21 protein-coding genes are annotated in these 21,576 nt (G+C 68.4%); 12 read left to right on the forward strand and 9 right to left on the reverse strand.

Annotation, left to right across the window (positions count from 1 at the left end; all coding sequences use genetic code 11):
* Positions 1–239: 239 nt before the first annotated feature.
* Positions 240–1,541 (forward strand): HlyC/CorC family transporter, encoded by a 1,302-nt coding sequence (locus MHA02_RS14015; protein WP_147079657.1) that lies wholly within the window; start codon positions 240–242, stop codon positions 1,539–1,541.
* A 345-nt stretch (positions 1,542–1,886) separates the two neighbouring features.
* Positions 1,887–2,369: a MarR family winged helix-turn-helix transcriptional regulator gene (locus tag MHA02_RS14020; RefSeq protein WP_147079659.1), complete on the forward strand. Its 483-nt coding sequence runs from the start codon at positions 1,887–1,889 to the stop codon at positions 2,367–2,369.
* A gap of 126 nt (positions 2,370–2,495) precedes the next feature.
* On the opposite strand, the gene MHA02_RS14025 is transcribed toward MHA02_RS14020, so the two are convergent.
* Positions 2,496–2,855, reverse strand: a complete 360-nt coding sequence (locus MHA02_RS14025; RefSeq protein WP_147079661.1) for a c-type cytochrome — start codon at positions 2,853–2,855, stop codon at positions 2,496–2,498.
* 308 nt (positions 2,856–3,163) lie between these two features.
* On the opposite strand from MHA02_RS14025, the gene MHA02_RS14030 reads away from it, so the two are divergent.
* Positions 3,164–4,597 (forward strand): FAD-linked oxidase C-terminal domain-containing protein, encoded by a 1,434-nt coding sequence (locus tag MHA02_RS14030; protein ID WP_147079663.1) that lies wholly within the window; start codon positions 3,164–3,166, stop codon positions 4,595–4,597.
* A 12-nt stretch (positions 4,598–4,609) separates the two neighbouring features.
* A complete protein-coding gene (locus tag MHA02_RS14035; RefSeq protein ID WP_147079665.1) occupies positions 4,610–4,840 on the forward strand; it encodes a hypothetical protein in 231 nt (76 codons plus the stop codon).
* Positions 4,841–4,959: 119 nt separating this feature from the next.
* On the opposite strand, the gene MHA02_RS14040 is transcribed toward MHA02_RS14035, so the two are convergent.
* The 5 genes from MHA02_RS14040 to MHA02_RS14060 all read right to left on the reverse strand — a co-directional run bounded on the left by MHA02_RS14040 (position 4,960) and on the right by MHA02_RS14060 (position 8,629).
* A complete protein-coding gene (locus MHA02_RS14040; protein WP_147079667.1) occupies positions 4,960–5,763 on the reverse strand; it encodes a 23S rRNA (adenine(2030)-N(6))-methyltransferase RlmJ in 804 nt (267 codons plus the stop codon).
* 73 nt (positions 5,764–5,836) lie between these two features.
* Positions 5,837–6,271, reverse strand: a complete 435-nt coding sequence (locus tag MHA02_RS14045) for a cupin domain-containing protein (RefSeq protein WP_147079668.1) — start codon at positions 6,269–6,271, stop codon at positions 5,837–5,839.
* 94 nt (positions 6,272–6,365) lie between these two features.
* A complete protein-coding gene (locus MHA02_RS14050) occupies positions 6,366–7,049 on the reverse strand; it encodes a ribonuclease T2 family protein (protein WP_147079671.1) in 684 nt (227 codons plus the stop codon).
* Positions 7,049–7,531 carry a hypothetical protein gene (locus MHA02_RS14055; RefSeq protein ID WP_147079673.1) on the reverse strand — a complete coding sequence of 161 codons (483 nt, stop codon included), beginning with the start codon at positions 7,529–7,531 and terminating at the stop codon, positions 7,049–7,051. Before MHA02_RS14055 ends, MHA02_RS14050 begins: the two co-directional genes overlap by 1 nt.
* Before the next feature lie 147 nt (positions 7,532–7,678).
* On the reverse strand, positions 7,679–8,629 hold the full coding sequence (locus tag MHA02_RS14060) for an extensin-like domain-containing protein (RefSeq protein WP_147079675.1): 951 nt from the start codon (positions 8,627–8,629) through the stop codon (positions 7,679–7,681).
* Positions 8,630–8,742: 113 nt separating this feature from the next.
* On the opposite strand from MHA02_RS14060, the gene MHA02_RS14065 reads away from it, so the two are divergent.
* Both MHA02_RS14065 and MHA02_RS14070 read left to right on the forward strand, forming a co-directional pair.
* Positions 8,743–9,981, forward strand: coding sequence for an amidase (locus MHA02_RS14065; RefSeq protein WP_147079677.1), 1,239 nt, complete (start codon positions 8,743–8,745; stop codon positions 9,979–9,981).
* Between the two features lie 191 nt (positions 9,982–10,172).
* Positions 10,173–10,610 carry a DMT family transporter gene (locus MHA02_RS14070; RefSeq protein WP_373318332.1) on the forward strand — a complete coding sequence of 146 codons (438 nt, stop codon included), beginning with the start codon at positions 10,173–10,175 and terminating at the stop codon, positions 10,608–10,610.
* 6 nt (positions 10,611–10,616) lie between these two features.
* Here the strand turns inward: MHA02_RS14070 and MHA02_RS14075 are convergent, their stop codons facing one another.
* Positions 10,617–11,909 (reverse strand): lipopolysaccharide biosynthesis protein, encoded by a 1,293-nt coding sequence (locus MHA02_RS14075; RefSeq protein ID WP_238180165.1) that lies wholly within the window; start codon positions 11,907–11,909, stop codon positions 10,617–10,619.
* A gap of 126 nt (positions 11,910–12,035) precedes the next feature.
* Between MHA02_RS14075 and MHA02_RS14080 the strand changes: the two genes are divergently transcribed.
* The gene (locus MHA02_RS14080) at positions 12,036–13,250 is read left to right on the forward strand and encodes an FAD-dependent monooxygenase (RefSeq protein WP_170249231.1); all 1,215 of its coding nucleotides are present in this window, start codon (positions 12,036–12,038) and stop codon (positions 13,248–13,250) included.
* A 209-nt stretch (positions 13,251–13,459) separates the two neighbouring features.
* On the opposite strand, the gene MHA02_RS14085 is transcribed toward MHA02_RS14080, so the two are convergent.
* Both MHA02_RS14085 and sfnG read right to left on the reverse strand, forming a co-directional pair.
* Positions 13,460–14,719: an SfnB family sulfur acquisition oxidoreductase gene (locus MHA02_RS14085; RefSeq protein ID WP_147079683.1), complete on the reverse strand. Its 1,260-nt coding sequence runs from the start codon at positions 14,717–14,719 to the stop codon at positions 13,460–13,462.
* A gap of 216 nt (positions 14,720–14,935) precedes the next feature.
* On the reverse strand, positions 14,936–16,042 hold the full coding sequence (gene sfnG / locus MHA02_RS14090; RefSeq protein ID WP_147079685.1) for a dimethylsulfone monooxygenase SfnG: 1,107 nt from the start codon (positions 16,040–16,042) through the stop codon (positions 14,936–14,938).
* A 446-nt stretch (positions 16,043–16,488) separates the two neighbouring features.
* On the opposite strand from sfnG, the gene MHA02_RS14095 reads away from it, so the two are divergent.
* From MHA02_RS14095 to MHA02_RS14115, 5 genes are all read left to right on the forward strand, one after another.
* Entirely contained in the window at positions 16,489–17,283 is a 795-nt protein-coding gene (locus MHA02_RS14095; protein WP_147079687.1) for an EAL domain-containing protein, read from the forward strand.
* A 24-nt stretch (positions 17,284–17,307) separates the two neighbouring features.
* On the forward strand, positions 17,308–17,793 hold the full coding sequence (gene ybeY, locus MHA02_RS14100; RefSeq protein WP_147079689.1) for an rRNA maturation RNase YbeY: 486 nt from the start codon (positions 17,308–17,310) through the stop codon (positions 17,791–17,793).
* A gap of 45 nt (positions 17,794–17,838) precedes the next feature.
* Positions 17,839–18,969 (forward strand): hemolysin family protein, encoded by a 1,131-nt coding sequence (locus MHA02_RS14105; RefSeq protein WP_147079691.1) that lies wholly within the window; start codon positions 17,839–17,841, stop codon positions 18,967–18,969.
* 306 nt (positions 18,970–19,275) lie between these two features.
* On the forward strand, positions 19,276–20,949 hold the full coding sequence (lnt, locus tag MHA02_RS14110) for an apolipoprotein N-acyltransferase (protein ID WP_147079693.1): 1,674 nt from the start codon (positions 19,276–19,278) through the stop codon (positions 20,947–20,949).
* 8 nt (positions 20,950–20,957) lie between these two features.
* Positions 20,958–21,576: MFS transporter (locus MHA02_RS14115; protein WP_147079695.1), on the forward strand; the 619-nt coding region annotated here is incomplete at its 3' end.

Raw genomic sequence — 21,576 nt, forward strand, 5'->3', positions numbered from 1 at the left:
TTCCGACAGCCGGACGAATGACCGCTTCTGGGGACCACTTAGTCGGTTACATACGACACGCTCGGGTCGCAGGCCGAACGTCCGCTTCTGGGCGAAGGGCCAGGATCCGTTTCCCACCACCAACTCCGGACATTTTTACCAAACGCCGAGGCGCAGCCTCCTCGGTTTCAGGCCGCCACTGCCGCTGATAGAGGACATCCCACGGTGCCGCGCGCGCCGGCCGCGGGAACGACGCGTCCATGAACGACCATTCCGACGTCTGGCTGGCTGCGAGCATCGTCGTGATCTCGCTGCTGCTCTCGGCCTTCTTCGCCGGGGCCGAGACCGCCTTCACCGCCGCGTCGCGGGCGCGGATGCATGCGCTGGAGAGTTCCGGCAACCGACAGGCGGCGATCGTCAACCGGATCTTGGCGATCCGCGAGCGCTTCATCGGCGCGATGCTGATCGGCTACAATGTGGTGGCGATCGGCGCCTCTGCCTTCACCACCAGCGTGCTCACCACGCTCTTCGGCAACAGTGGCGTGATCTATGCCACCGTGGCGATGTCCGTGCTCGTCATCGTCTTCGCCGAGGTGTTGCCGAAAACGCTCGCCATCACCAATGCCGACCGCATAGCTCTGCTGATGGCCCGGCCCGTCGCCTTCGCCGTCGTGCTGCTCGGGCCGCTCGCGGTGGCGACGGAGGCGATCGTGCGGGCGATCCTCAAGCCCTTCGGCATCGCGATCGGCGCGCACGGCTCGATCCTCTCGGCCACGGAAGAGATCCGCGGGCAGGTGGCGCTGCTCCACCGCGAGGGCGGTGTCGAGAAATCCGAGCGCGACATGCTCGGCGGCCTCCTCGATCTCACCGAACTCACCGTCTCCGAGGTGATGGTCCACCGCACCAAGATGCGCACCATCAACGCCGACCTGCCCTCGGAGGACATCGTGCGCGAGGTGCTGGCCTCGCCCTACACGCGGATGCCGCTCTGGCGGGAGAAGCACGAGAACATCGTCGGCGTCCTCCACGCCAAGGACCTGCTCCGCGCCCTCGACGCGGCTGGCGGCGACCCGGCGCGGCTCAAGGTCGAGGAACTGGCGCTGGAGACCTGGTTCGTGCCGGACACGACGAGCCTGCGCGACCAGCTCAAAGCGTTCCTGTCGCGAAAAACCCATTTCGCGCTGGCCGTCGATGAATACGGCGAGGTGATGGGCCTCGTGACCCTCGAAGACATTCTGGAGGAGATCGTCGGCGATATCGCCGACGAGCACGACGTGGCCGTCTCCGGCGTGCGACCGCAGCCCGACGGCTCGGTGACCGTCGATGGCGGCGTGCCGATCCGCGACCTCAACCGCGCCATGGACTGGAGCCTGCCCGACGAGGAGGCCACCACCATCGCCGGCCTCGTCATCCACGAGGCGAGGGCGATCCCCGACACGGGTACCGCGTTCAATTTCCACGGGTTCCGCTTCCACGTGGTTCGCAAGGCCAAGAACCGGATCACCTCGCTGCGCATCTCACCGCTGCTCCCCGTGCTGCCGAAGCCCGGGGGCGAGGAATAGTACGGCTTTCGGCTGAAGCACGCGGACCCGCTGCCGTCTTTGAGAGCCGCAAAAATCTGCAGTGTTTTTTCGAAAGTCGCCGCACCGTTGTAGGTGCGGTTGAACTGTCCCTGGCGAACGAATGCTACGGTCTCCCTGAGCGCATGCGCCGTTTGATTGTGTGCAGTGCAAATTTCCTTTAAGAACCGTCTTTTAGCCGACGACCGCGTGCCGAACAGTCCCGTTTCGTTGCAGTTGGGATGCAGTGCGGCAGGACGATTGCATCGCGCTGAACGACATTGGGGCTACGGCTCACGGCGCCGACGCGGCTAGCTTTCGCCGGAGCGGGACTCAAGGATCACGACAATGACCAAGCCGGGCCGGGCCGACGACCCGCAGCGTCTCGACAACCAGCTCTGCTTCGCTGTCTACGCCGCGGCGCACGCTTTCGGGCGCGCCTATCGCACGATGCTGAGCCACCACGACCTCACCTACCCCCAATACCTCGTGCTGCTCGTTCTCTGGGAAGAGGAGGGGCTGACGGTGAAGGACATCGGGACGAAGCTTTTTCTCGATTCCGGCACCCTGACGCCGCTCCTGAAGCGTCTCGAAGCTGCCGGTCAGGTCCGTCGGGTGCGCGACCGCGCCGACGAGCGTCAGGTCAGCATCTTTCTGACCGACAAGGGCCGTAGCCTGCGGGGGAAGATGGAATGCCTGCCTCTCGACGTGGGCGGCATGACCGGCCTCGATATGGAGTCGCGCCGCTCTCTGCTCGAAACGCTGGCCGGGATGCGCGGCGAACTCCATGAGCGCGCGGGCGCCGAGACCGCAGCCCGCCTCACCGACTGATACGCCCCAGGTCCGCCAAAGAAAAAAGCCGCTCCCTGAGAGAGCGGCTTTTCCATGCGATCGAACGTCTCGCCTCGGCTGCGAGCCGTCCGGGCCTCGGCCCGAACGGCTTCGCTTCCGGCCTGATTACTTCTGCGTGCCGAGATAGGCGATGATGTCGCCGACCTTCTTCTCGTCCTTGATGCCGGCATACATCATCTTGTTGCCCGGCACCTTCTTCTTGGGATCCGTGATCCACTCCTTGAGGCTCGCCTCGTCCCAAGTCAGGCCCGAGTTCTTGAGCGCGTCGGAATAGTTGAAGCCCTCGTGCGAACCGGCCTTGCGACCGACGACGCCCTTGAGATCCGGGCCGGCGCCGTTTTTGCCGAAAGCATGGCAGGCCTTGCAGGGCGCGAACGCCTTCTCGCCGGCCGCAGCATCGCCTTCGGCGTGGGCAGCGAAGGGGAGCAGCGCGGCGAACGCGGCGCCGAGGATGAGATGACGCATCAATTTTCCTCCTGGGAGGCGGCAACGGCCGCCCTTGGGCTGGTGGTAAAGCCACCTTGCTTTAGAACAGATAAAGACTGGAAACGCTACCCGGGTTCCCCGATCTTCGCTCCGAAAACGTCGCGGTGGCATGGACTTCGTCTACGAGGTGACAGAGCGGGACGCGTGCACCGGTGCCCAAATTCCGTTAGCCTGGGCAGCCATCGCACGCGTGACGCTACGCCGTCCGACCTGAAGCGAAGCTGAAGTCCGATGGAGCGGTCGCGGCAGGCGCGCGTTCGTTTCGGAAACACGGAGGAGACGCACGAATGTCGATCGCATTCCCCGTTCCGGACGCGGCGATCATCGCCCGCCGCGCCGAAATCATCGAAGGTCTGCGCCCGCTGGTGGCGCCGGAAGCCCTGGTGACGACGGAGGACGAGCGCCGTGTGTTCGAGACCGACGGGCTGACCGCCTATCGCAAGCTTCCGCTTGCCGTGGTGCTGCCCTCGACGACGGCGGAGGTCTCGGCCGTCATGGCCTATTGTCACGCCAACGGCGTGCCCGTGGTGGCGCGCGGCGCCGGCACCTCGCTCGCCGGCGGCGCCATCGCGCAGGAGGACGCCGTGATCATCGGCGTCGGCAAGATGACGCGCATGATCGACGTCGATTTCGCCAACCGCACCGCGCGGGTCGAGGCCGGCATCACCAACCTCGCGATCTCCGGTGCCGTCAGCCACGAGGGCTTCTTCTACGCGCCCGACCCGTCGAGCCAGCTCGCCTGCACCATCGCCGGCAACATCGCCATGAACTCGGGGGGCGCCCACTGCCTGAAATACGGCGTGACCACCAACAACCTGCTCGGCGTCACCCTGGTGACGAACGACGGCACGGTCGTCGAGATCGGCGGCGACCATCTCGACAGCGGCGGCTACGACCTCCTCGGCCTGATCTGCGGCTCGGAGGGCCAGCTCGGCATCGTCACCGAGGCCACGGTCCGCATCCTTCGCGCGGCGGAGGGCGCGCGGCCGGCGCTCGTCGGGTTCTCGTCGGTGGAGGATGCCGGGGCCTGCACCGCTGCGATCATCGCCGCCGGCATCATCCCGGTGGCCATTGAGTACATGGACAAGGAGGCGATCCTCATCACCGACGACTTCGCCAAGGCCGGCTATCCGCGCGACGCCGCCGCGATGCTGATCATCGAGGTCGAAGGCTCGGACGAGGAATGCGAGGACATGCTCGCGCGCATCGAGGCCATCGCCCGACAGTTCAATCCGACGAGCATCCGCGTCTCGAAGTCCGAGGCCGAGAGCGCCGCGATCTGGAAGGGCCGCAAGTCGGCCTTCGGCGCAACGGGCCGAATCTCCGACTACATCTGCATGGACGGCACCATCCCGACGGGCCAGCTCGCCACGGTGCTGGAGCGGATCGGCGCGATCTGCGCGGGCCACTCCCTGCGCGTCGCCAACGTCTTTCATGCCGGCGACGGCAACCTGCACCCCCTGATCCTGTTCGACATCAACACCCCCGGCGAATTGCAGAAGGCCGAGGCCGCGGGCGACGAGATCCTGAAGCTCTGCGTCGAGGTCGGCGGCTGCCTCACCGGCGAGCACGGCGTCGGCATCGAGAAGCGCGAGCTGATGACGTTCCAGTATACCCGTGAGGACCTGGAGCAGCAGATGCGGGTGAGGAACGTGTTCGACCCGGCCTGGCTGATGAATCCGGCCAAGGTGTTTCCGCTGGAGGGGCGGGTGATGGGGTAGCTCGGTCGCGGCATGAGCCTCGTCCATAACGAGCGGCAGAAGCTGCTCGCCGGGAACCTCGATAGGCTCAGCAATGCGTCCGCGATCATCGGTGTCGTGCCACCGGTGATCGCTTGGCGTTACGGATTCCCAACGGCGCCGCCATGGACGGTCTACAGTGTCGACTTCTCGGAGATTTGGTTTCTTACGGCCGTGAGCCTGCATTTTCTCGCAAGGCGCACGCTGCAGAGGCTGCGCGCATGACCTGGATGGATATCTACGTGATCTTCGGCATCCCGGCAGTCGTTCTCACGATTGCCTGTGCCGCCGTGCGGCTCAACGAGTGGGATATCGATCGGCATCGCCCCCCAGCCGAGTGACCTTCACCCCTCAGGCCCGAGCCGCTCGCACCGGAACGCTCCATAAGTCCGCCGCGCCAGCCGCTCGGCCAGATCCGGCAGCACGAGGTCCATCTCCTCCGCGAGCCGCCAGGGCGGGTTGATCACGACGAGGCCGCTACCGGTGAGGCGGGTCTCGTCGGGGCGGTCGATCATCAGGTCGATGCGGAGCGCCGGCCGCTCCAGGGCGGCATCGAGGGCCGCGATCATCCGGTCGACCGCACCGACATCCTTGATCGGATACCAGCCCAGATAGACGCCCGTCGGCCATTTCCGGACGGCCTTGAGCAGATCCCTGCCGAGGCGGTCGATCTCGCCGAGTTCTTCGTAGGGCGGGTCGATCAGGACGAGGCCGCGGCGTTCCGGCGGCGGGATCATCGCACCGAGTGCCGTCCAGCCGTCGAGATGCAGCACTTTGGTGCGGCTGTCGCTGCGGTAGAGGTCGGCCAGGCTCGCCGCATCGTCCGGGTGCAGCTCGACGAAGACGCCCTTGTCGCCGCTGCGCAGGAACTCGCGGACCAAAGCCGGCGAGCCGGGATAGATCGTCGGCCCATGGCGCTCGCGCACCGCGGCGACGGCTGCGCGGTAGGGGGCGAGCACGGCCTCGATCTCGGGCAAGAACGGCGTATCGAGCCGGCCCCAGCCCTCGTGCCATTCGCCCGTGCGGTCGGACTCGTCCGCGGTGAGATCGTAGACGCCGAGCCCGGCATGTGTGTCGATGGCGCGGAACGGCTTGTCCTTGGCGGTCAGGTGGACGAGCACGCGCGTCAGCACGAGGTGCTTGAGCACGTCCGCGAAATTGCCGGCGTGGAAGGCGTGGCGATAGTTCAGGGTCTCGGTCTCCAGGCATGACGCTCGCGCGTCAGCCCTTGTCGAAGGGGTCGCGCCGTACAGCGTCGAGGTCGGGCAGGAGCACGACGCTTTCCTGCTCGTTCGGATCGGTCCGGGCGATCAGGGCGACGCAGGCCTCGTCGGCGCTCGGATTGTAGGGCAGGTGCGGCACGCCGGCTGGAATGTAGAAGAAGTCGCCCGGGCGGACCGTCGCGTGATCCTCGAGGCTGTCGCCGAACCAGCAGCCCGAGACGCCGCTGAGCGCATAGATCGCGGTCTCGTGCGCCTCGTGCTTGTGGGCCTTGGCCTTGGCCAGCGGTGGGATCGTCACGAGCTGGAGATGGATGCCCGTGGCGCCGACGCTTTCCGCCGAGATGCCGACGGCATAGTCGAGCCCCTGCTTGCCGGTGAAGGCGGCGCCGGCCTGGACGAGGCGGCAGCTCGGTCGGCGTGGGATGCCCGTCATGGTGAAGTCCTCGGACCGTCGCGGCGTCCGGAGGCCGAGATCCGCCGCGTGTCGAGGGATATCCGGCTTTGCGCCGGGCCGACAGCCGGGATCGTCAGCGGGCGACGTCGATCTCCACGTCGCCGCCGCGGCAACCCTGGCGCGCGACCGTCGGACAACTCGTGAAACCCTTCAGATCCTTGTCGAAGCAGATCCGCACCTCCTCAAGCTGGCCGCGCTTGCAGGTGACGGTCATCATGTCGGTCCGCAGCCCCCGGTTCGCCTCAGCGAACTGGCGCGCGATTTCGAGTGGGGCGGCCCGCTGGCTGGCGCCGGGCTTGCGATAGGGCTCGGGAATGGTCACGGCCTGCCGCGCGGCCTTCACCGCCTTGAAATAGGCAAGCGGGTCGAGGCCGGAGCAGGTGCCGTGGGTCTTCCATTCGTGGCGGGCGAGGCCGGCACTCGGCATGATCTCGCCGGCGGCCGACATGGCGTCGCCGGTGAGCGCGCGCGGGAAGGCGCCGCAATTCGAGGGGAAGCCGCGGCTGTATTGCGGCCAGAGTCCATGCACCACGAAGCCGAGGCCGCGGCCCGGCGAGCATTGCCCGTCTGCATCGCGGGAGCCGCCCGGACCGCTGCAATAGCTCGGCGACCAGGACAGCGAGAGCACGTAGAAGTCGAAGGCGCCCGGCGTGCCGCCCCGGTCGCCACCGCCGCGCCCGCGGAAACCGCCGTAATCCTGCGCCTGCGCCGACGCGGCGGCGAGAAGGAGGAGCGCGAGAGCGAGGCCGCGCAGCATCAGGGGCGCGCCATCCGGCAGGCGGTGGAATAGTTGTAGGCGAGGTTGCGATCGAGGCCGTGGACGCAATAGTCGACGCCCCAGGTGGCTCCGATGAAGCCGGTGCTCTCACGCACGGAATAGTCGATCCGCCGGCGCACGCCGTCGGAGGTCGTCGCCACCGCCGAGCAGTAGCGGCGCGGGATGAAGTCGACGCCGTAGGGCCGCCAGGCGGTGCGGCTGATCGTGTCGTAGGAGGCGATCGTCAGCGAAGTGTTCCAGTACTTCGCTTCCTTCTCGGCGAACTTGCTGGAGATCTCTTCGAGGACGTAGGTGTCCTGGCAGGCGGGAATCTGCGCGTCGTAGGGAAACACCTGTTCCTCGGCCGGCGAGATTTCCTCGCGGGCCGAGCGGGCGGAAGCCGGCTGGATCGCCTGGACGGCGAGGAAGCCGAGGGCCAGGGCGGAGAAGACGTGGGCGGAGAGGGCGGTGGGCTTGCGCATCACGGCTCGGATCGCTTTCGCGGTGTCGGATCGTTGCTGCCGACGATGGCCTCCCGACGATGCAAGTCAAGCTTGCGCGATCTACGGGCGCCGTTTTTGCGGCAGCCTGGGGAGTCGGGGGCACACCCCTGACGGTCCCGAAGCCGATCAGTAGATCGGCTCGGCCGCGCTGCCCCCGACATCGAAGGAGGACGGCTCCTCGTCCAGGCCATGGCTCTGCGCGGGCGCGGGCGCGGCAGCGTAGGCGGAACGTTGCGAGGGAGCGTGGGCGAAACGAGCGTCCCCGCCGCGCGACGATGTCGGCGTGGCGCCGTAGGGATCGTCCGTTTCCTGGTCGATCGGCGCCTGGGGCGGTGCGGCCTGCCGGATCGGCGGGCGGGGGTTCGCGAAGTGGCGCGGCTGTCCGTCGGCGCCGAGCTGAGCCTCGAACTTGATCAGCGGCTTGCAGATCCGCCGCAGACCGCGCGGGTCGTGCCGGGCGAGGTCGACGTGGATGTGGTCGTAGTGGAACACGTTCGAGCCGGGCGCGAGCACGGTGGTGAAGCGAGCGCAGGCCCCCGTGAAGATCTCGCGCAGAAAGCCCTGCTCGGCCTCGCTGCCGCGCCAGCCGCCCTTGATCGTGATGACGTGGCCGTCGGCCAGCGTCAGCGACATGATGTCGAGGGCGTTGCCGTAGGAATGCTCGGAGAGCTTGGCGCCCGCCTGATTGTTCTGGCCGCGGCAGGCATAGGTGCCGGCGTTGATCTCGGCCACGGGCACGCCGAAATACAGGTTGGCGGCCGGCTGGATCGTATCGGCGAGCCACGCCTCGGCCTCGGCCAGAGCCGGGCAGCCGAGGGTCATGCGCTGCTTGAGCGCGACGCTGCCGTTGCCCATCCGCGTGACCTTGAACGGCTGCTGCAGGCCGCAGGGGCCGGGGCCGTCGATCTCCTTGGCGAGCGAAACGTAGCTGGTCGGTTGAACGAGGCCGCGAGCGAGGCACATGTTCTCGGCTTGGTCGCGCCAGGGGGCGCGGGCCTCGAACCGGTTGACGGCGCAACCGGCCAAGCCGGCGAGAAACACCGCCGGGATCGAGAATGCGAGTACGCTACGCCACATGACGGCGACAATGCGAACGTCCGCGTAAACGAGCCGCTAACGAAAGCCCGTTCCGCCGGCCACGGCGGTGGACAAGTGTTGACAGCGGGTGCCCGGCATCCAGATCGGCTCGCATGCGCTCTCTGATCGATCTCCGCACCCGCATCGAGGCCGGCCGCCTCACGCCCCGGCAGGCCGTGGTGGAGGCGCAGGCCGCCATCGCCGAGCGGGACGGGGCCATCGGCGCGATCGTCTGCAGCGATCCGGATCCGGTCGTGTCGGTGGAGGGGCCGCTCGCCGGCATCGCGGTCGGCATCAAGGACATCATCGACACGGCCCACCTGCCGACGCAGATGGGTTCTTCGTTCTATGCGGGCTGGCGACCGCGGGCCGACGCGGCAATCGTTTCGCGTTTGAAGGCCCTCGGCGCCGTGCCGCTGGCCAAGACCGCGACCACCGCCTTCGCCGGGCTCGATCCGGCCCCGACCGTGAACCCGCACGATCCCGCCCACACGCCGGGCGGCTCCTCATCGGGCACGGCAGCTGCCGTCGCCGCCGGGATGCTGCCGCTGGCGCTCGGCACCCAGACCGGCGGTTCCGTGATCCGCCCGGCCGCCTTCTGCGGGGTCGCGGCGATCAAGCCCTCATTCAGACTTCTGCCGATGGTGGGGGTGAAGACGTTCTCCTGGGCGCTCGACACCCTCGGCCTGTTCGGCGCGTCGATCCCCGACATTGCCCGCGCCCTGGCGCTGATCGCCGACCGCCCCGAGATCGATTCTTCGGGAGAGGCGTCGCGAAAGCCCCGCATCGGCCTCTGCCTGCAGGGTTTCGCCGGCGAGGCCGATGCGGATGCCGCCGCCGCGCTCTCACGTGCCGCCCGTGCTGCGGGAGCTGCCGGCGCCATCGTCACCGACCTGACCCTGCCCGAGCCGTTCGCGCGGGCCTGGCAGCTCCATCCGCTGATCCAGGATTTCGAGGCGCGGCAGGCGCTCGCCTGGGAATACGCGATGCATCGCGAAACGCTGCCTCCGGTGCTCGGCGCGCAGCTCGATCGGGCGCAGGCGCTCACCGCTGCGGAATACGACGACGCCCGCCGTCACGCGCACCGCGCCCGCCGCCAGCTCAAGGACGTGTTTTCGGAGTTCGACGCGATCCTGACCTATTCCACCGTCGGCCGCGCCCCGCGCGGCCTCGCTTCCACCGGCGATCCGCGCTTCAACCGGCTCTGGACCCTGATGGGCGTGCCCTGCGTGAACCTTCCGGTGCCGGGCGAGGGCCTGCCCCTCGGCGTGCAGGTCATCGCGCGCTTCGGCGGCGACGGGCAGGCGCTGGCAGTGGCGGGGATGATCGAGGCGTCGCTCGGGCGAGCGTGATGCCCAAGACGTGAAGCCCGGGATCGGTGACGGATCCGCCGGATGGCGAGTAATGCAGACCGCACAGACCGACGCGATCGACTGGGCGCGGAATGTCTCAGCCAGCGCCCCTTCCCGGAACGCCTTCCGCGTCCCGGCGGGCCTCCGGACAGGAGGGCGCGACCCATCTCGAAAGGCAGACGATGCTCGCCATGACCGTCCCCCTCCTGCTCGCGGTCGCGGCCGGGGTCAGCATCGTCGTCCAGCAGGCCCTGAACGCGAATCTGCGGATCTCGCTGAACTCGGCCGCCTGGTCGGGCTTCGTGAGCTACGCGGTGGGGCTCGCCTGCATGGTGCTGCTGGCGGCGGCGTTGCGCGATCCCGTGCCCTCGGCGAGCGTGGTGGCGCGCACGCCGTGGTGGGCCTGGAGCGGGGGACTGTTCGGCGCGATCTTCATCGGCCTCGCCATCCTGCTGGTGCCGCAACTCGGGGCCGCGACCTTCATCGCGCTGCTCATCGCCGGCCAGATGCTGGCCTCGGTGACCTTCGACCATTTCGGCTGGCTCGGACTGGCCGAGCGCCCGATCGATCCGACGCGTCTCATCGGCGTCGCGCTCCTCATCGGCGGCGTCGTGCTGATCCGGCGCTGAGCCGGGTCAGACCGCGGCCACCCGCGCGGCGCTGCGCCGGACGAGCCTGAGCAGGATCAGCCACGCCGCGGCGATGGTGCAGGCTTCGATCACGTAGAGCGCGGCCAGGGTGCCGTTCGGCGGGAACCACCACGACCACCAGACGATGAGCAGCGCGCCGCCGAGATTGGTCGCGTTGACGATGGCCGCGCGCTCACCCTGGTGGCTGGAGGCGCCGAGCACGTCCATCGCCACGGAGGAGGCGGCGATCAGGATCGGGATCCAGGCGAGGATGCGGACGAACCGCGACAGCGAGGTGTAGTCCTGTCCGAAGATCAGCGGCAGGTAGCCGGACACCAGGAACAGCCCGAGGGAGGTCGCTGCGCCGAGGGCCAGCGCGATCGGCAGGAGCCGCAGGGCGCCCTGCATCGTGGTGTGGATGCCCTCCAGGCTGGTCTTGGCGAAGCGCGGAAACGCCAGACGGTTCAGGGCATCGATGCTGAGGTAGCTGCTGTCGAGGATGCGCCGCGCGACGCCGTAGCTGCCGATCACCTCGACGGACGCGACGAGCCCGAGCATGAACAGATCCGCGTTCTGGCGGATCGACCGGGCCACGAACTGCGAGCAGAAATAGAGGCCGAGGCGGATCTCGTCGCGCACGATGACGAAGCGCGGCCGGCCGAGCCCCCGCAGCCACCAGCCATAGGCGGCGACCACGACGAAGTTGCCGGTAAACTGCCATGCCGCCCATTCCGCGAGGCTGGCCGTCGAGAAGACGAGGCAGGCGGTCACGGCGGTGAGGGTCCGCGCCAGCGCATAGCCGACCACCGCACGGTTCGCAGAGGCGAAGCGCGAGTGGCCGAGGAAGATCAGCTCCGCCAGCAGGATCATGCGCACGAGCACGACGTTCGTGACGAGCAGCAGCGCCGTGGCGCCGAGGTTGATGGCGGGATCGGAGCTGACCACGAGCCAGAAGGGCAGCGTGGCCAGCCCCAGCCCGACGAGGGCCGACCCGGTCAGGGCGATCAGGATGATGTTGTGGCCGAGCATCGCCGGATACATCGCCCGGTTCTGCGAGACCCGGCGCAGCAGGCAATCCGAGGCGCCGATGCCGCAGATGTGGACCGCGACGTTGGTCAGGGCGGTGAACTCGATGAGGCGGCCGAATTCGGCCGGGCCGAGGGCGCGCGCCAGGATCGCGAAGGTGACGAGCTGCGCCGCGCTTGCGGCGACGAGGCTGCCGCTGGAGGCGATGTAGGACAGCCCCAACGGCAGGTGCCGTCGAAGGGCCGTCAGCCGTTCCGTGAGCCGACGGTTCAACGCGTTTTAATCCCGAAAAAAGGCTGCTTACGCAAAGTCCCGCATTGCGGCGGCGTGCACCTTGCGGTCTGACAGAGGGCCAGCCTGTTCCGGCGTATCGTCGGAGGCCGACGGATGCGAGGCAGCATGGCCGCTCAAGACACCCTCATCGCCGATCCGGGTCAATCCGCGCTGCCGACGGATGGAACCCCGACGCTCGACGTGGACGTCGCCGTGCTCGGGGCCGGCATCGCCGGAAGTGCCACGGCCTCGGCGCTCGCGCGCCAGGGCCTGCGCGTCGCCCTGATCGCCCAGCACGACCGCCATCCCCCAGAATTCCGCGCCGAGAAGCTCGGCGAGCCGCAGATGCGGCTTCTCGACCGCATGGGGCTGGGCGCCGTGGCGCGCGAAGCGACGACGCCGTTCGACGGCGTCTGGCTGCATCGCTTCGGGCGGATCGTCGATCGCAACGCCAAGCGCGAATACGGCTGCGACTACGCGAGGCTCATCGACGCGCTGCGCTGCGCGCTGCCGGCCTCGGTCGTGCGCGTCGTCGGGCGGACCGACGCGATCGAGACCGGCCCTGATACGCAAACCGTGACCCTGGTCGACGGCAGCGTGGTGCGGGCGCGGCTGCTGATCGTCGCGACGGGGTTGGGCGAGGGCGTGCGCCGGCAACTCGGCCTGCGCAAGGAGATGATCAGCCCGTCGCACACTCTGGCCGCCGGCTTCACCCTGACGCGCCCGCCGGGCTCGTTCCCGTTCCCCTCGCTCGTCTGGACCGGCGAGCATTTCGGCGACCGGGTCTCCTACCTGACCCTGTTTCCGGTGGGCGACACCGTGCGGGCCAACCTCTACGTCTACCGGGCGCAATCGGATGCCTGGACGCAGGATTTCCGGCTCTCGCCCGAGGCGATGCTGCGCACGATGATGCCGCGGCTCGAAGAGACCTTCGGCGAGATCCGGGTCGACGGGAAGGTCGTCACGCGGCCGATCGACCTGTACCGAGTGCAGGACCACGCCGGGCGCGACGGCTTCGTCGTGGTGGGCGACGCCTTCGCCACGACCTGCCCGATCACGGGCACCGGCATCGACAAGGCGCTCACCGACGTCGACCGGCTCTGCCACGTCCACGTCCCGGCCTGGCTCCGGATGCCGGGCATGGAGGCGGACAAGCTCGCGGGCTTCTACGCCGACCCGGTCAAGCAGGGGCGCGACCGCTCGGCCCTGCGCGTCAGCCTCGACGCCCGCTCGATCAAGATCGAGACCTCCCTGCGCTGGAAGCTGAAGCGGGCGAAGAGCGAGACCGTCGTGCGGATGCTCTACCGCCTGCCGGCCAACCGCTTCATGGAGCGGCGCTGAGGTTTCGTATCTGCGTGAACCCGAGGCGGCTGCGGGCTGGCACCTCCTTCTTGAGGCATTCCAGCGCTGTCATTCCGGGGCGCCGAAGGCGAACCCGGAATCCAGAGCCGCCGACGGAGCCATGCTTGGCGCACCCCGTGGTTCTGGATTCCGGGTTCCGCTGCGCGGCCCCGGAATGACGGGGAGCGCAACGAAATCGCCCAGCCACATCAGCTCCAGGCGTGGAACGGCGGGTTCACGCCGTTGAGGGCGTGGTTGCCGACGATCGCGTATTTCCAGCGCACCGGGTCGTGCAGGGTGTGAGTGCGGGCGTTACGCCAGTGCCGGTCGAGGTTGTCCTCGGCCAGCGTCGAGCGGGTGCCGGCGAGCTCGAACAGCTTGTTCGTCGCCGAGATCGCCGCTTCCGTGGTGAGCACCTTCGATTCCGCGACGGCGAGCTGCGCCGCCGCGACGCTATCGGCAGTGGGGTTCGCCACAGCCGTGTCGATGGCGAGGCCGGCCCGGTCGAGCAGCGCCTCGGCCGCATGCTGGCGGATCGTGAGGTCGCCGATCGCCTGGATCGTGTACGGGTCGTCCGAGGCACGCTCCTGGCCGCTGTCGATCCAGGGGCGCGACTTGGTGCGCACGAAGGCGATGGTGTCGTCGAGCGCCGCCCGGCCGATGCCGGCATCCACCGCCGCCTGGATGATCTGGAAGATGGCCCCGTCCGAGCGCGGCGTCTCGTAGCCCTTCCAGGCCGGCACGAGGTGGCTCTTCTCCACCCGCACGTTCTCGATCAGCACCGTGCCGCTCGCGGTGCCGCGCTGGCCGAAGGCCGACCAGTCGTCGATCACGGTCAGGCCCGGCGCGTTGCGGTCGGCGATGGCGTACCAGGCGCGGCCCTGGTCATCGACGGCGACGATCGGCACGAGATGCGCGAGCAGCGCGCCCGTCGCGTAGAACTTCTGGCCCGTGACGACGACGTGATCGCCCCGATCGGAGAAACGTGTTTCGAAGTCGGCCGCGCGCTTGGTGCCCTTCTCCGAAAAGGCGTTGCCGAAGCGGGTGCCCTTGAGGACCTCGCCGAACAGCAGCGCCTGTTGCTCTTGATCGGACACGGTGCGGATCGCCGCGACGATGCCGAGATGGTTCTGGGCGATCTGCCCGATCGACGGATCGGCCGCCGAGATGATCGCGATCACCTGCGCCAGCGTCCTGTAGGATACCTCCGGCCCGCCGAAGGCCTTTGGGACATTGATCGACCAGAGACCGCTCTGCGAGAAGGCGTCGAGTTCTTTCAGGGGGCGAATGTGGGCGCGGTCGCGCTCCGAGGCGCCCTCGCGGAATTCGGCGGCGAGCGCATGGGCGACCCGGATCGCTTCGGCATCGTCGCGGATGACGTGAGCGGGTTGGCTCGGACGGGCCTGGCCGGGGACGCCTTGCGGGGTGCCGGTCTGCTGGAGCGTGCTGGCGCTGACGGCGATGTTCATGGGGGGCTCCGGCCTTCGCGGCTGTGGTCGATTGTCGTGGGATCGCATCGGCTGAGCGCGCGAAACCCTCTCCCCTCTGCGGGAGAGGGTGGCCCTCGCGTGAGCGAGGGTCGGGAGAGGGGAGCGACGGTGCCGGATAATGCGGAGCCGACCCCTCTCCCGCCTCGCATTCGCGAGGCACCCTCCCCCGCGGAGGGGGGAGGGTTTGGCGTCGGCTCAAGCCGCCTCGGCCCGGCGCTCGCGCTGGGCCTCGATCGCCCGCACCCGCGGGATCACGTGCTCGCCGAAATAGGCGACCTCTTCCTGAAAGTGCAGGAAGGCGAGGAGCGCGAGGTCGACGCCGACGTCCTTCAGGGCGACGATGCGCTCGGCGATCTGGTCCGGCGTGCCGATCAGGTTGGTCTTGAAGCCGTCGTTATACTGGACGAGGTCGTTGAAGCTCGACTTCGCCCAGTTGCCCTCGCCCTCCGGGGATGCCTTGCCGGCGTTCTTCACCTCGTGGCCGAAGGCTTTCACGGCGTCCGGGTCGGCGTTTTCGATGATCTCCTGGAGGACGGCGCGGGCCTCTTCCTCGGTGTCGCGGGCGATCACGAACGCGTTGACACCGACCTTCACCGAATGCCCGTTGGCCGCGGCTTTGGCCTGGAGGTCGTCGACCTGCGCCTTGATGCCCTCGGGCGTGTTGCCGTTGGTGAAATACCAATCGGACACGCGGGCCGCCATGTCGCGGGCGGCGCGGGACGAGCCGCCCTGGAAGATCTCGGGCTGCGGGTCGGCCGGCTTCGGCTTCAGGGTATAGTTCGTGTACCGATAGAAATCGCCGCGATAGCTGAAGTCGTCCTGCGTCCAGATCCCGCGCAAGGCCGTGATGAACTCTTCGGAGCGGCGGTAGCGCTCGTCGTGGTCGAGCCAGGGCTCGCCGATGGCGCGGAACTCGCCGGAGAACCATCCCGAGACCAGGTTGATGGCGATGCGGCCCTCGGTGAGCTGCGAGATCGTGGCGATCTGCTTGGCGGCGAGCGTCGGGTTCCAGGGGCCGGGCAGCAGCGCGGCGATGACCTTGATGCGCGAGGTCGCGGCGAGCAGCGCGTGGCTGAAGGCGACGGATTCGTGCTGGTACTCGGCGCCGTAGCCGGCGGTGAAGCGGATCTGCGTCAGCGCGTAGTCGAAGCCGGCATTCTCCGCGATCTGCGCGAGCTTGCGGTTATATTCGGCATCCCAGCTCGTGCGCTGGGGGATCTTGCTGATCACGAGGCCGCCCGAGACGTTCGGCACCCAATAGGCGAAGCGGATCGGCTCAGAGGCGGTGATGGGCGAGGTCATGGCGGCCTTTCGGGGTGACGTCGCATTGCGATCGATGGCGGCACTATTGATGATAGTTATTTGCGTAGAAGCGGCTTATCGCCGTCGAATGAATGAGATAAAATCGAGCTTGATAAGACTGTCTCAGAGAAGACCCGCGATCAAACGAATTAAATCATCTTTTTTATACGTATGAGATGCGTTCGTTCTCTGGTTCGAGAGCTGCAGCAGCAGGTTGTTCTTTTGCGTTTTGCATTTGCCACTCGCGTCCGGTTCGCCGCCGCGTCGAGATGGCGGCGTTCGATCACCGCGCCTGCAACCTCCCGGACGTAATCAAGATCTCGAGCACCGGTTCGGCTGCAGAAAATCATACAATCGTCTGCCTTCACCCAAGCATTGGATAACCAACGACAGCCATTCGTTAAGTTGCGCGCCCTATACGAAGTCCTTCGAGGGAGAGGTGGCGCATGACCAAGGTAGGATGCCAGGGCTGCAAAGATGGGACGCCTCTGACGTTCGACTTCACGATGGCCTTCCATCCGATCGTCGACGTCCGCCGCGACGCTGTCTGGGGCTACGAGGCCCTCGTCCGCGGCGTCCAGGGCGAGGGGGCCGCGCAGATCCTCGGCTTGGTCGACGCGACCAACCGCTACAAGTTCGATCAGGCTTGCCGCGTGAAGGCGATCGAACTCGCGAGCGCGCTGTTTCCCGACGACGAGACCCGGCTCTCGATCAACTTCATGCCGAATGCCGTCTACGAGCCGGCCGCCTGCATCCGTGCGACGCTCGAAGCGGCGCAGCGCGTCGGCTTCCAGCATCGGCAGATCATGTTCGAGTTCACCGAGAACGAGAAGATGGTCGACGTGGATCACGTCCGGCGCATCATCATCGAGTATCGCCGACACGGCTTCTCGACGGCCATCGACGATTTCGGGGCCGGCTATGCCGGGCTCGGTCTGCTGGCGAGCTTTCAGCCGGACTTCGTCAAGCTCGACATGGACCTGCTTCGCGGTATCGACGCCTCGCCGGCCCGCCGGGTCATCGTCGCGGGCGTGACCCAGATGGCCCAGGCCCTCGGCGTCTCGGTCATCGCGGAAGGCGTCGAGACGGAAGCCGAGTTCGAGACTCTGCGCGGCATCGGTATCGCGCTGTTCCAGGGCTATCTCTTCGCCAAGCCGGCCGTGGCGAGCCTGCCCGCGGTACGGATGTTCGGATACGAGCCGGAACGCGTGCTAGAGGGCTGCGCGTCACAAGCCGCCTGACCGGCCCGAGATCCCGCCTGCCCGATGATCCAGAACAGCATCGACATCGCCGTCGAGGACGCACGCTGGGCGGAGGCCGTCCCCGAACTGGACGCCCTCGTCGAGCGGGCCGTGACGGCTGCCCTCGCGATCATGCCCGATTCGCAGGCAGGCCCGTTCGAGATCAGCATCCTGCTGTCCGACGACGCCACCGTGCAGGCGCTCAACAAGACCTGGCGCGGCAAGGACAAGCCCACCAACGTGCTCTCGTTTCCGGCAGCGGAGCAGCCGCTGCCGCCGGGCGCGGCGGCCCCGCTCGGCGATGTGGTTCTTGCTTATGACACGCTGCTGCGCGAGAGTGCCGGGCAGTCGAAGCCGCTCAGTCATCACCTCGCGCATCTCCTCGTCCATGGCACTCTTCACCTGCTCGGCCAGGATCACGAGACCGGCGAGGCGCAAGCCGACGCGATGGAAGCCCTCGAGGTCGCAGCGCTCGCGACCCTCGGCATTCCCGACCCGTACGCCGACTGAACCGCTCCGATCCCGGCACCTCCGCCTCAGACATTCCAGAGAGACATGACGAACGACCGAAGTCGCGGCGCGGCCCTGGCCGCGCCCAATGCAGACGCCGAGCACCAGCCGCGCGAGCCCTGGTACGACCGCCTGCTCAACGTCTTCAACCTGCGCTCGCGCGACAGCCTGCGCACCGGCATCGAAGACGCCCTCGCCGAGCCCGACACGGGCGAGGACGCATTCTCCCCGCTGGAGCGGGCGATGCTCAAGAACGTGCTCGGCCTTCACAAGGTGCGCGTGGACGACGTGATGGTGCCCCGCGCCGACATCGTCGCCGTACCCGTGGACACCAGCCTCGGCGACCTGCTCAAGCTCTTCCGCACGGCCGGCCATTCGCGCCTGCCGGTCTACGGCGAGACGCTCGACGACCCACGCGGCATGGTCCACATCCGCGACTTCGTGGAATACTTTGCCAGCAAGGCCGAGGCCGCGCCGCGTCGTGCGCCGGCAAACGTCGGCGCTGCGGCAGCCGCCAACGAGGACAAGCCCGCCCCTGCCCGCGTGCGCCGGCTGCCCGCCAGGGCGATCCGCGAACTCGACCTCGGCAAGGTCGACCTGTCGGTGACGCTCGCCTCCACGCGCATCCAGCGTCCGGTGCTGTTCGTGCCGCCCTCGATGCCGGCGATCGACCTGCTCGTGCGGATGCAGGCGACCCGCACCCACATGGCGCTCGTCATCGACGAGTACGGCGGCACCGATGGGCTGATCTCCATCGAGGACCTGATCGAGGTCGTGCTCGGCGACATCGAGGACGAGCACGACGTGGCCGAGGGCCAGCTCGTCAACCGTGTCGAGGGCGAGACCGACACCTACGTCGCCGATGCCCGCGCCGGCCTCGCCGAGGTCTCGGAAGCCACCGGCGTCGACCTCGTCGCCTCGGCCGGCGAGATGGCGGAAGAGATCGACACGATCGGCGGCCTCATCGTGACGCTCGCCGGCCGCGTGCCCTCGCGCGGCGAGATCATCGCAGGCCCGAGCGAACTCGAATTCGAGGTGCTCGACGCCGATCCGCGCCGGGTCAAGCGCCTGCGGTTGCAGCGTGGACCGAGTCGGATCGGGCAGGTGGTGCCCCTGGCGCTGCCCGCGCCGCCCACGGCCCTGCCTCCGCCGGCTCAGGCGGCGGGTGGGGGCTGAATACGACTGTACTGCCGATCATGCCCATCCTCATGCTGAGGCGCCGCGAAGCGGCGTCGAAGCACGGCTGACGCTTGTGCGACTCAACCTCGTCCGTTGCCGAGATCGACCGAAGCGGCCTCCGGCTGGATGAGCCGTTGCCGTGCTTCGAGGCCGGCCAAGGCGGGCGCCTCAGCATGAGGATCGTGGTGGTTGCCGGAAGCGCCCTATCGGCATGACCACCCGCAAAAAACAGCCAAAGCCCGGGAATCGTGTAAAGCCCGCACAATTCCGAAAAAAGCCCGGCTGCCCGATGACCCTCACCGCATGATTCTCGCGCGCAAGAGCGACACGCGTTCCGTGGCGGCGGGCGGCTGGCTCGATGCGGTCGCGCACCGGATCATCCTCAGCCACGGCTGGTCGCGTCTCGGGATTGCTGTCGTGGCGGGTGCGATCGGGGCGATGGCGATGCCGCCCTATGGCATCTTCCCGGCGCTCGTCGTGTCGCTCACCGTGGCGGTCTGGCTGGTCGACGGGGCGAGCGCCGGCCCGCGGGGCTGGCGGACGCTGCGGGATTGCGCCCTGATCGGCTGGGCCTGGGGCTTCGGCTATTTCATCGCCGGGCTGTGGTGGCTCGGCGCGGCCTTTCTGGTGGAGGCGGATCAGTTCGCCTGGGCGATGCCGCTCGGCGTCGTCGGGCTCCCGGCGGTGCTCGGGCTGTTCTATGCCCTCGGATTCGCGGCGGCGCGGCTCGCTTGGTCGCGCGGGCCGGGGCGGCTGTTCGCGCTGGCCTTCGGCCTCGCGGCGAGCGAGTGGCTGCGCGGGCACCTGTTCACCGGTTTCCCGTGGAACGGGCTCGGCATGGCGCTCGGCGGCAATCTCTGGCTGATGCAGGGGGCCTCCGTGGTCGGCCTCTACGGGTTGAGCCTGATCGTCGTGCCGATCGCCGCCGCCCCCGCGACGCTCGCCACCGGGGCCGGCATCCGCGCTAGGATCGGGCCGATGGCCGTCGCGGTGTCGGCGCTCGCGGCGCTGGCGCTGTTCGGCGCCTGGCGCGTCCCCGAAAAACCCGATGCCACCATCGCCGGGGTAAGGCTGCGGCTGATCCAGCCGAACATCCCGCAGGACGCAAAATTCCAGCCGGACAACCGCTACGCCGTCGTCGACAAGTATCTCGAACTGAGCGACCGGGCGACCTCGCCCGAACGCAGCGGCACCGCCGATGTCACCCACATCGTCTGGCCGGAATCCGCGTTTCCCTTCCTGGTCCAGCGTGACCCGCAAGCGCTCGGGCGCATCGGCGCAGTGCTGCCGGAGGGCAGGCATCTCCTCGCCGGGGCGGCGCGGGCGCAGGAACCGTTCAATCGCCAGCACGCGGTCTTCTACAATTCGATCCTGACGATCGCGCATGGAGGCACGCTCGGCGACAGCTACGACAAGGTCCACCTCGTACCGTTCGGCGAGTACTTGCCGGCGCCGCTCGATGCGATCCTGAAGGCGGTCGGCCTCCGGCAGTTCGTTTCGGTGCCCGGCGGCTTCACGGCGGGCAGCAGGGAAGGCCAGCGCATCCTCACCGTGCCGGGCTTGCCACCGGTGGCGGCGACGATCTGCTACGAGTCGATCTTTCCGGGCGCCATCGTTCCAGCCGAGGCTTCGGTGGTGCCCGGCCTGATCCTGAACCTCACCAACGATGCCTGGTTCGGCGATACGCCCGGACCGCACCAGCACTTCGCCCAGGCGCGGTTGCGTGCCGTCGAGGAGGGCCTGCCCCTGGTGCGCGACGCCAACAGTGGAATCTCCGCCGTGGTCGACGCCCACGGGCGGATCACGGGCTCCCTGCCGCTCGGCACGGAGGGCGTGCTCGATGCGGACCTCCCGGCGCGCATCTCGGGCCGCACGCTCTACGCGAGGCTCGGCGACGCGCCCTTCGCCGCGATGCTGCTCGGCTGCTTGCTCGTGGCGGTGGCCGGCCGGCGGCGCGAGGCGAGCGGCATCGCATGACCGGACCCATGACGGACACGAAGCCGCACAATCCGATCCTGATCGGCCTCGGGGTGATGCTGGTCGCATTCAACCTGCGGCCCGCGATCACCAGCGTCGGGCCGCTGCTGACGGGGATCGTCGCGGAGACGGGGCTCGGCGCCACGGGTGCGGCTGCGCTGACCACGCTCCCGGTGCTCTGCCTCGGTCTCGGCGGGGCGCTCGGACCGGCGGCGATCCGGCGGCTCGGCGTCGATGCCGGCATCTTCGTTGGTGTCGTGGCCGTCCTCGTCGGATTGCTGCTGCGCGGGCTGGGTGGGCTCCCGGCGCTGTTTGCCGGCGCAGGCGTGTCGGGCCTCGGCATCGGACTCGCCGGCGTCCTGCTGCCGGCGCTGGTGAAACGCGACTTCGCCCGACAGGCCGGCAGGGCGACAGGGCTCTACACCATGGCGCTCTGCATCGGCGCCGGTGCCGGCACCGGCCTCACGGTGCCGTTCGAGCAGGCCCTCGGCCAGGGCTGGGCCGCCGCGCTCGCCGTGTGGTCGCTGCCGGCCCTCGTTGCGGTGTTCGCCTGGGCACCGTTCGTCGGGCGCCGGCCCTCGGCAGGAGCCTCACCGCCGACACGGCCGGCGCCGAGCCTGTGGCGGG

This window comes from Methylobacterium haplocladii, assembly GCF_007992175.1.
GTDB classification, from domain to species: Bacteria; Pseudomonadota; Alphaproteobacteria; order Rhizobiales; family Beijerinckiaceae; genus Methylobacterium; species Methylobacterium haplocladii.

What these genes read in the sequence shown, in the direction of transcription:
- MHA02_RS14015 (WP_147079657.1), top strand. Translation starts at nt 240, where the DNA reads ATGAACGACCATTCCGACGTCTGGCTGGCTGCGAGCATCGTCGTGATC.
- MHA02_RS14020 (WP_147079659.1), top strand. Translation starts at nt 1,887, where the DNA reads ATGACCAAGCCGGGCCGGGCCGACGACCCGCAGCGTCTCGACAACCAG.
- MHA02_RS14025 (WP_147079661.1), bottom strand. Translation starts at nt 2,855, where the DNA reads ATGCGTCATCTCATCCTCGGCGCCGCGTTCGCCGCGCTGCTCCCCTTC.
- MHA02_RS14030 (WP_147079663.1), top strand. Translation starts at nt 3,164, where the DNA reads ATGTCGATCGCATTCCCCGTTCCGGACGCGGCGATCATCGCCCGCCGC.
- MHA02_RS14035 (WP_147079665.1), top strand. Translation starts at nt 4,610, where the DNA reads ATGAGCCTCGTCCATAACGAGCGGCAGAAGCTGCTCGCCGGGAACCTC.
- MHA02_RS14045 (WP_147079668.1), bottom strand. Translation starts at nt 6,271, where the DNA reads ATGACGGGCATCCCACGCCGACCGAGCTGCCGCCTCGTCCAGGCCGGC.
- MHA02_RS14050 (WP_147079671.1), bottom strand. Translation starts at nt 7,049, where the DNA reads ATGCTGCGCGGCCTCGCTCTCGCGCTCCTCCTTCTCGCCGCCGCGTCG.
- MHA02_RS14055 (WP_147079673.1), bottom strand. Translation starts at nt 7,531, where the DNA reads ATGCGCAAGCCCACCGCCCTCTCCGCCCACGTCTTCTCCGCCCTGGCC.
- MHA02_RS14060 (WP_147079675.1), bottom strand. Translation starts at nt 8,629, where the DNA reads ATGTGGCGTAGCGTACTCGCATTCTCGATCCCGGCGGTGTTTCTCGCC.
- MHA02_RS14065 (WP_147079677.1), top strand. Translation starts at nt 8,743, where the DNA reads ATGCGCTCTCTGATCGATCTCCGCACCCGCATCGAGGCCGGCCGCCTC.
- MHA02_RS14070 (WP_373318332.1), top strand. Translation starts at nt 10,173, where the DNA reads ATGACCGTCCCCCTCCTGCTCGCGGTCGCGGCCGGGGTCAGCATCGTC.
- MHA02_RS14080 (WP_170249231.1), top strand. Translation starts at nt 12,036, where the DNA reads ATGGCCGCTCAAGACACCCTCATCGCCGATCCGGGTCAATCCGCGCTG.
- MHA02_RS14085 (WP_147079683.1), bottom strand. Translation starts at nt 14,719, where the DNA reads ATGAACATCGCCGTCAGCGCCAGCACGCTCCAGCAGACCGGCACCCCG.
- sfnG (WP_147079685.1), bottom strand. Translation starts at nt 16,042, where the DNA reads ATGACCTCGCCCATCACCGCCTCTGAGCCGATCCGCTTCGCCTATTGG.
- MHA02_RS14095 (WP_147079687.1), top strand. Translation starts at nt 16,489, where the DNA reads ATGACCAAGGTAGGATGCCAGGGCTGCAAAGATGGGACGCCTCTGACG.
- ybeY (WP_147079689.1), top strand. Translation starts at nt 17,308, where the DNA reads ATGATCCAGAACAGCATCGACATCGCCGTCGAGGACGCACGCTGGGCG.
- MHA02_RS14105 (WP_147079691.1), top strand. Translation starts at nt 17,839, where the DNA reads ATGACGAACGACCGAAGTCGCGGCGCGGCCCTGGCCGCGCCCAATGCA.
- lnt (WP_147079693.1), top strand. Translation starts at nt 19,276, where the DNA reads ATGATTCTCGCGCGCAAGAGCGACACGCGTTCCGTGGCGGCGGGCGGC.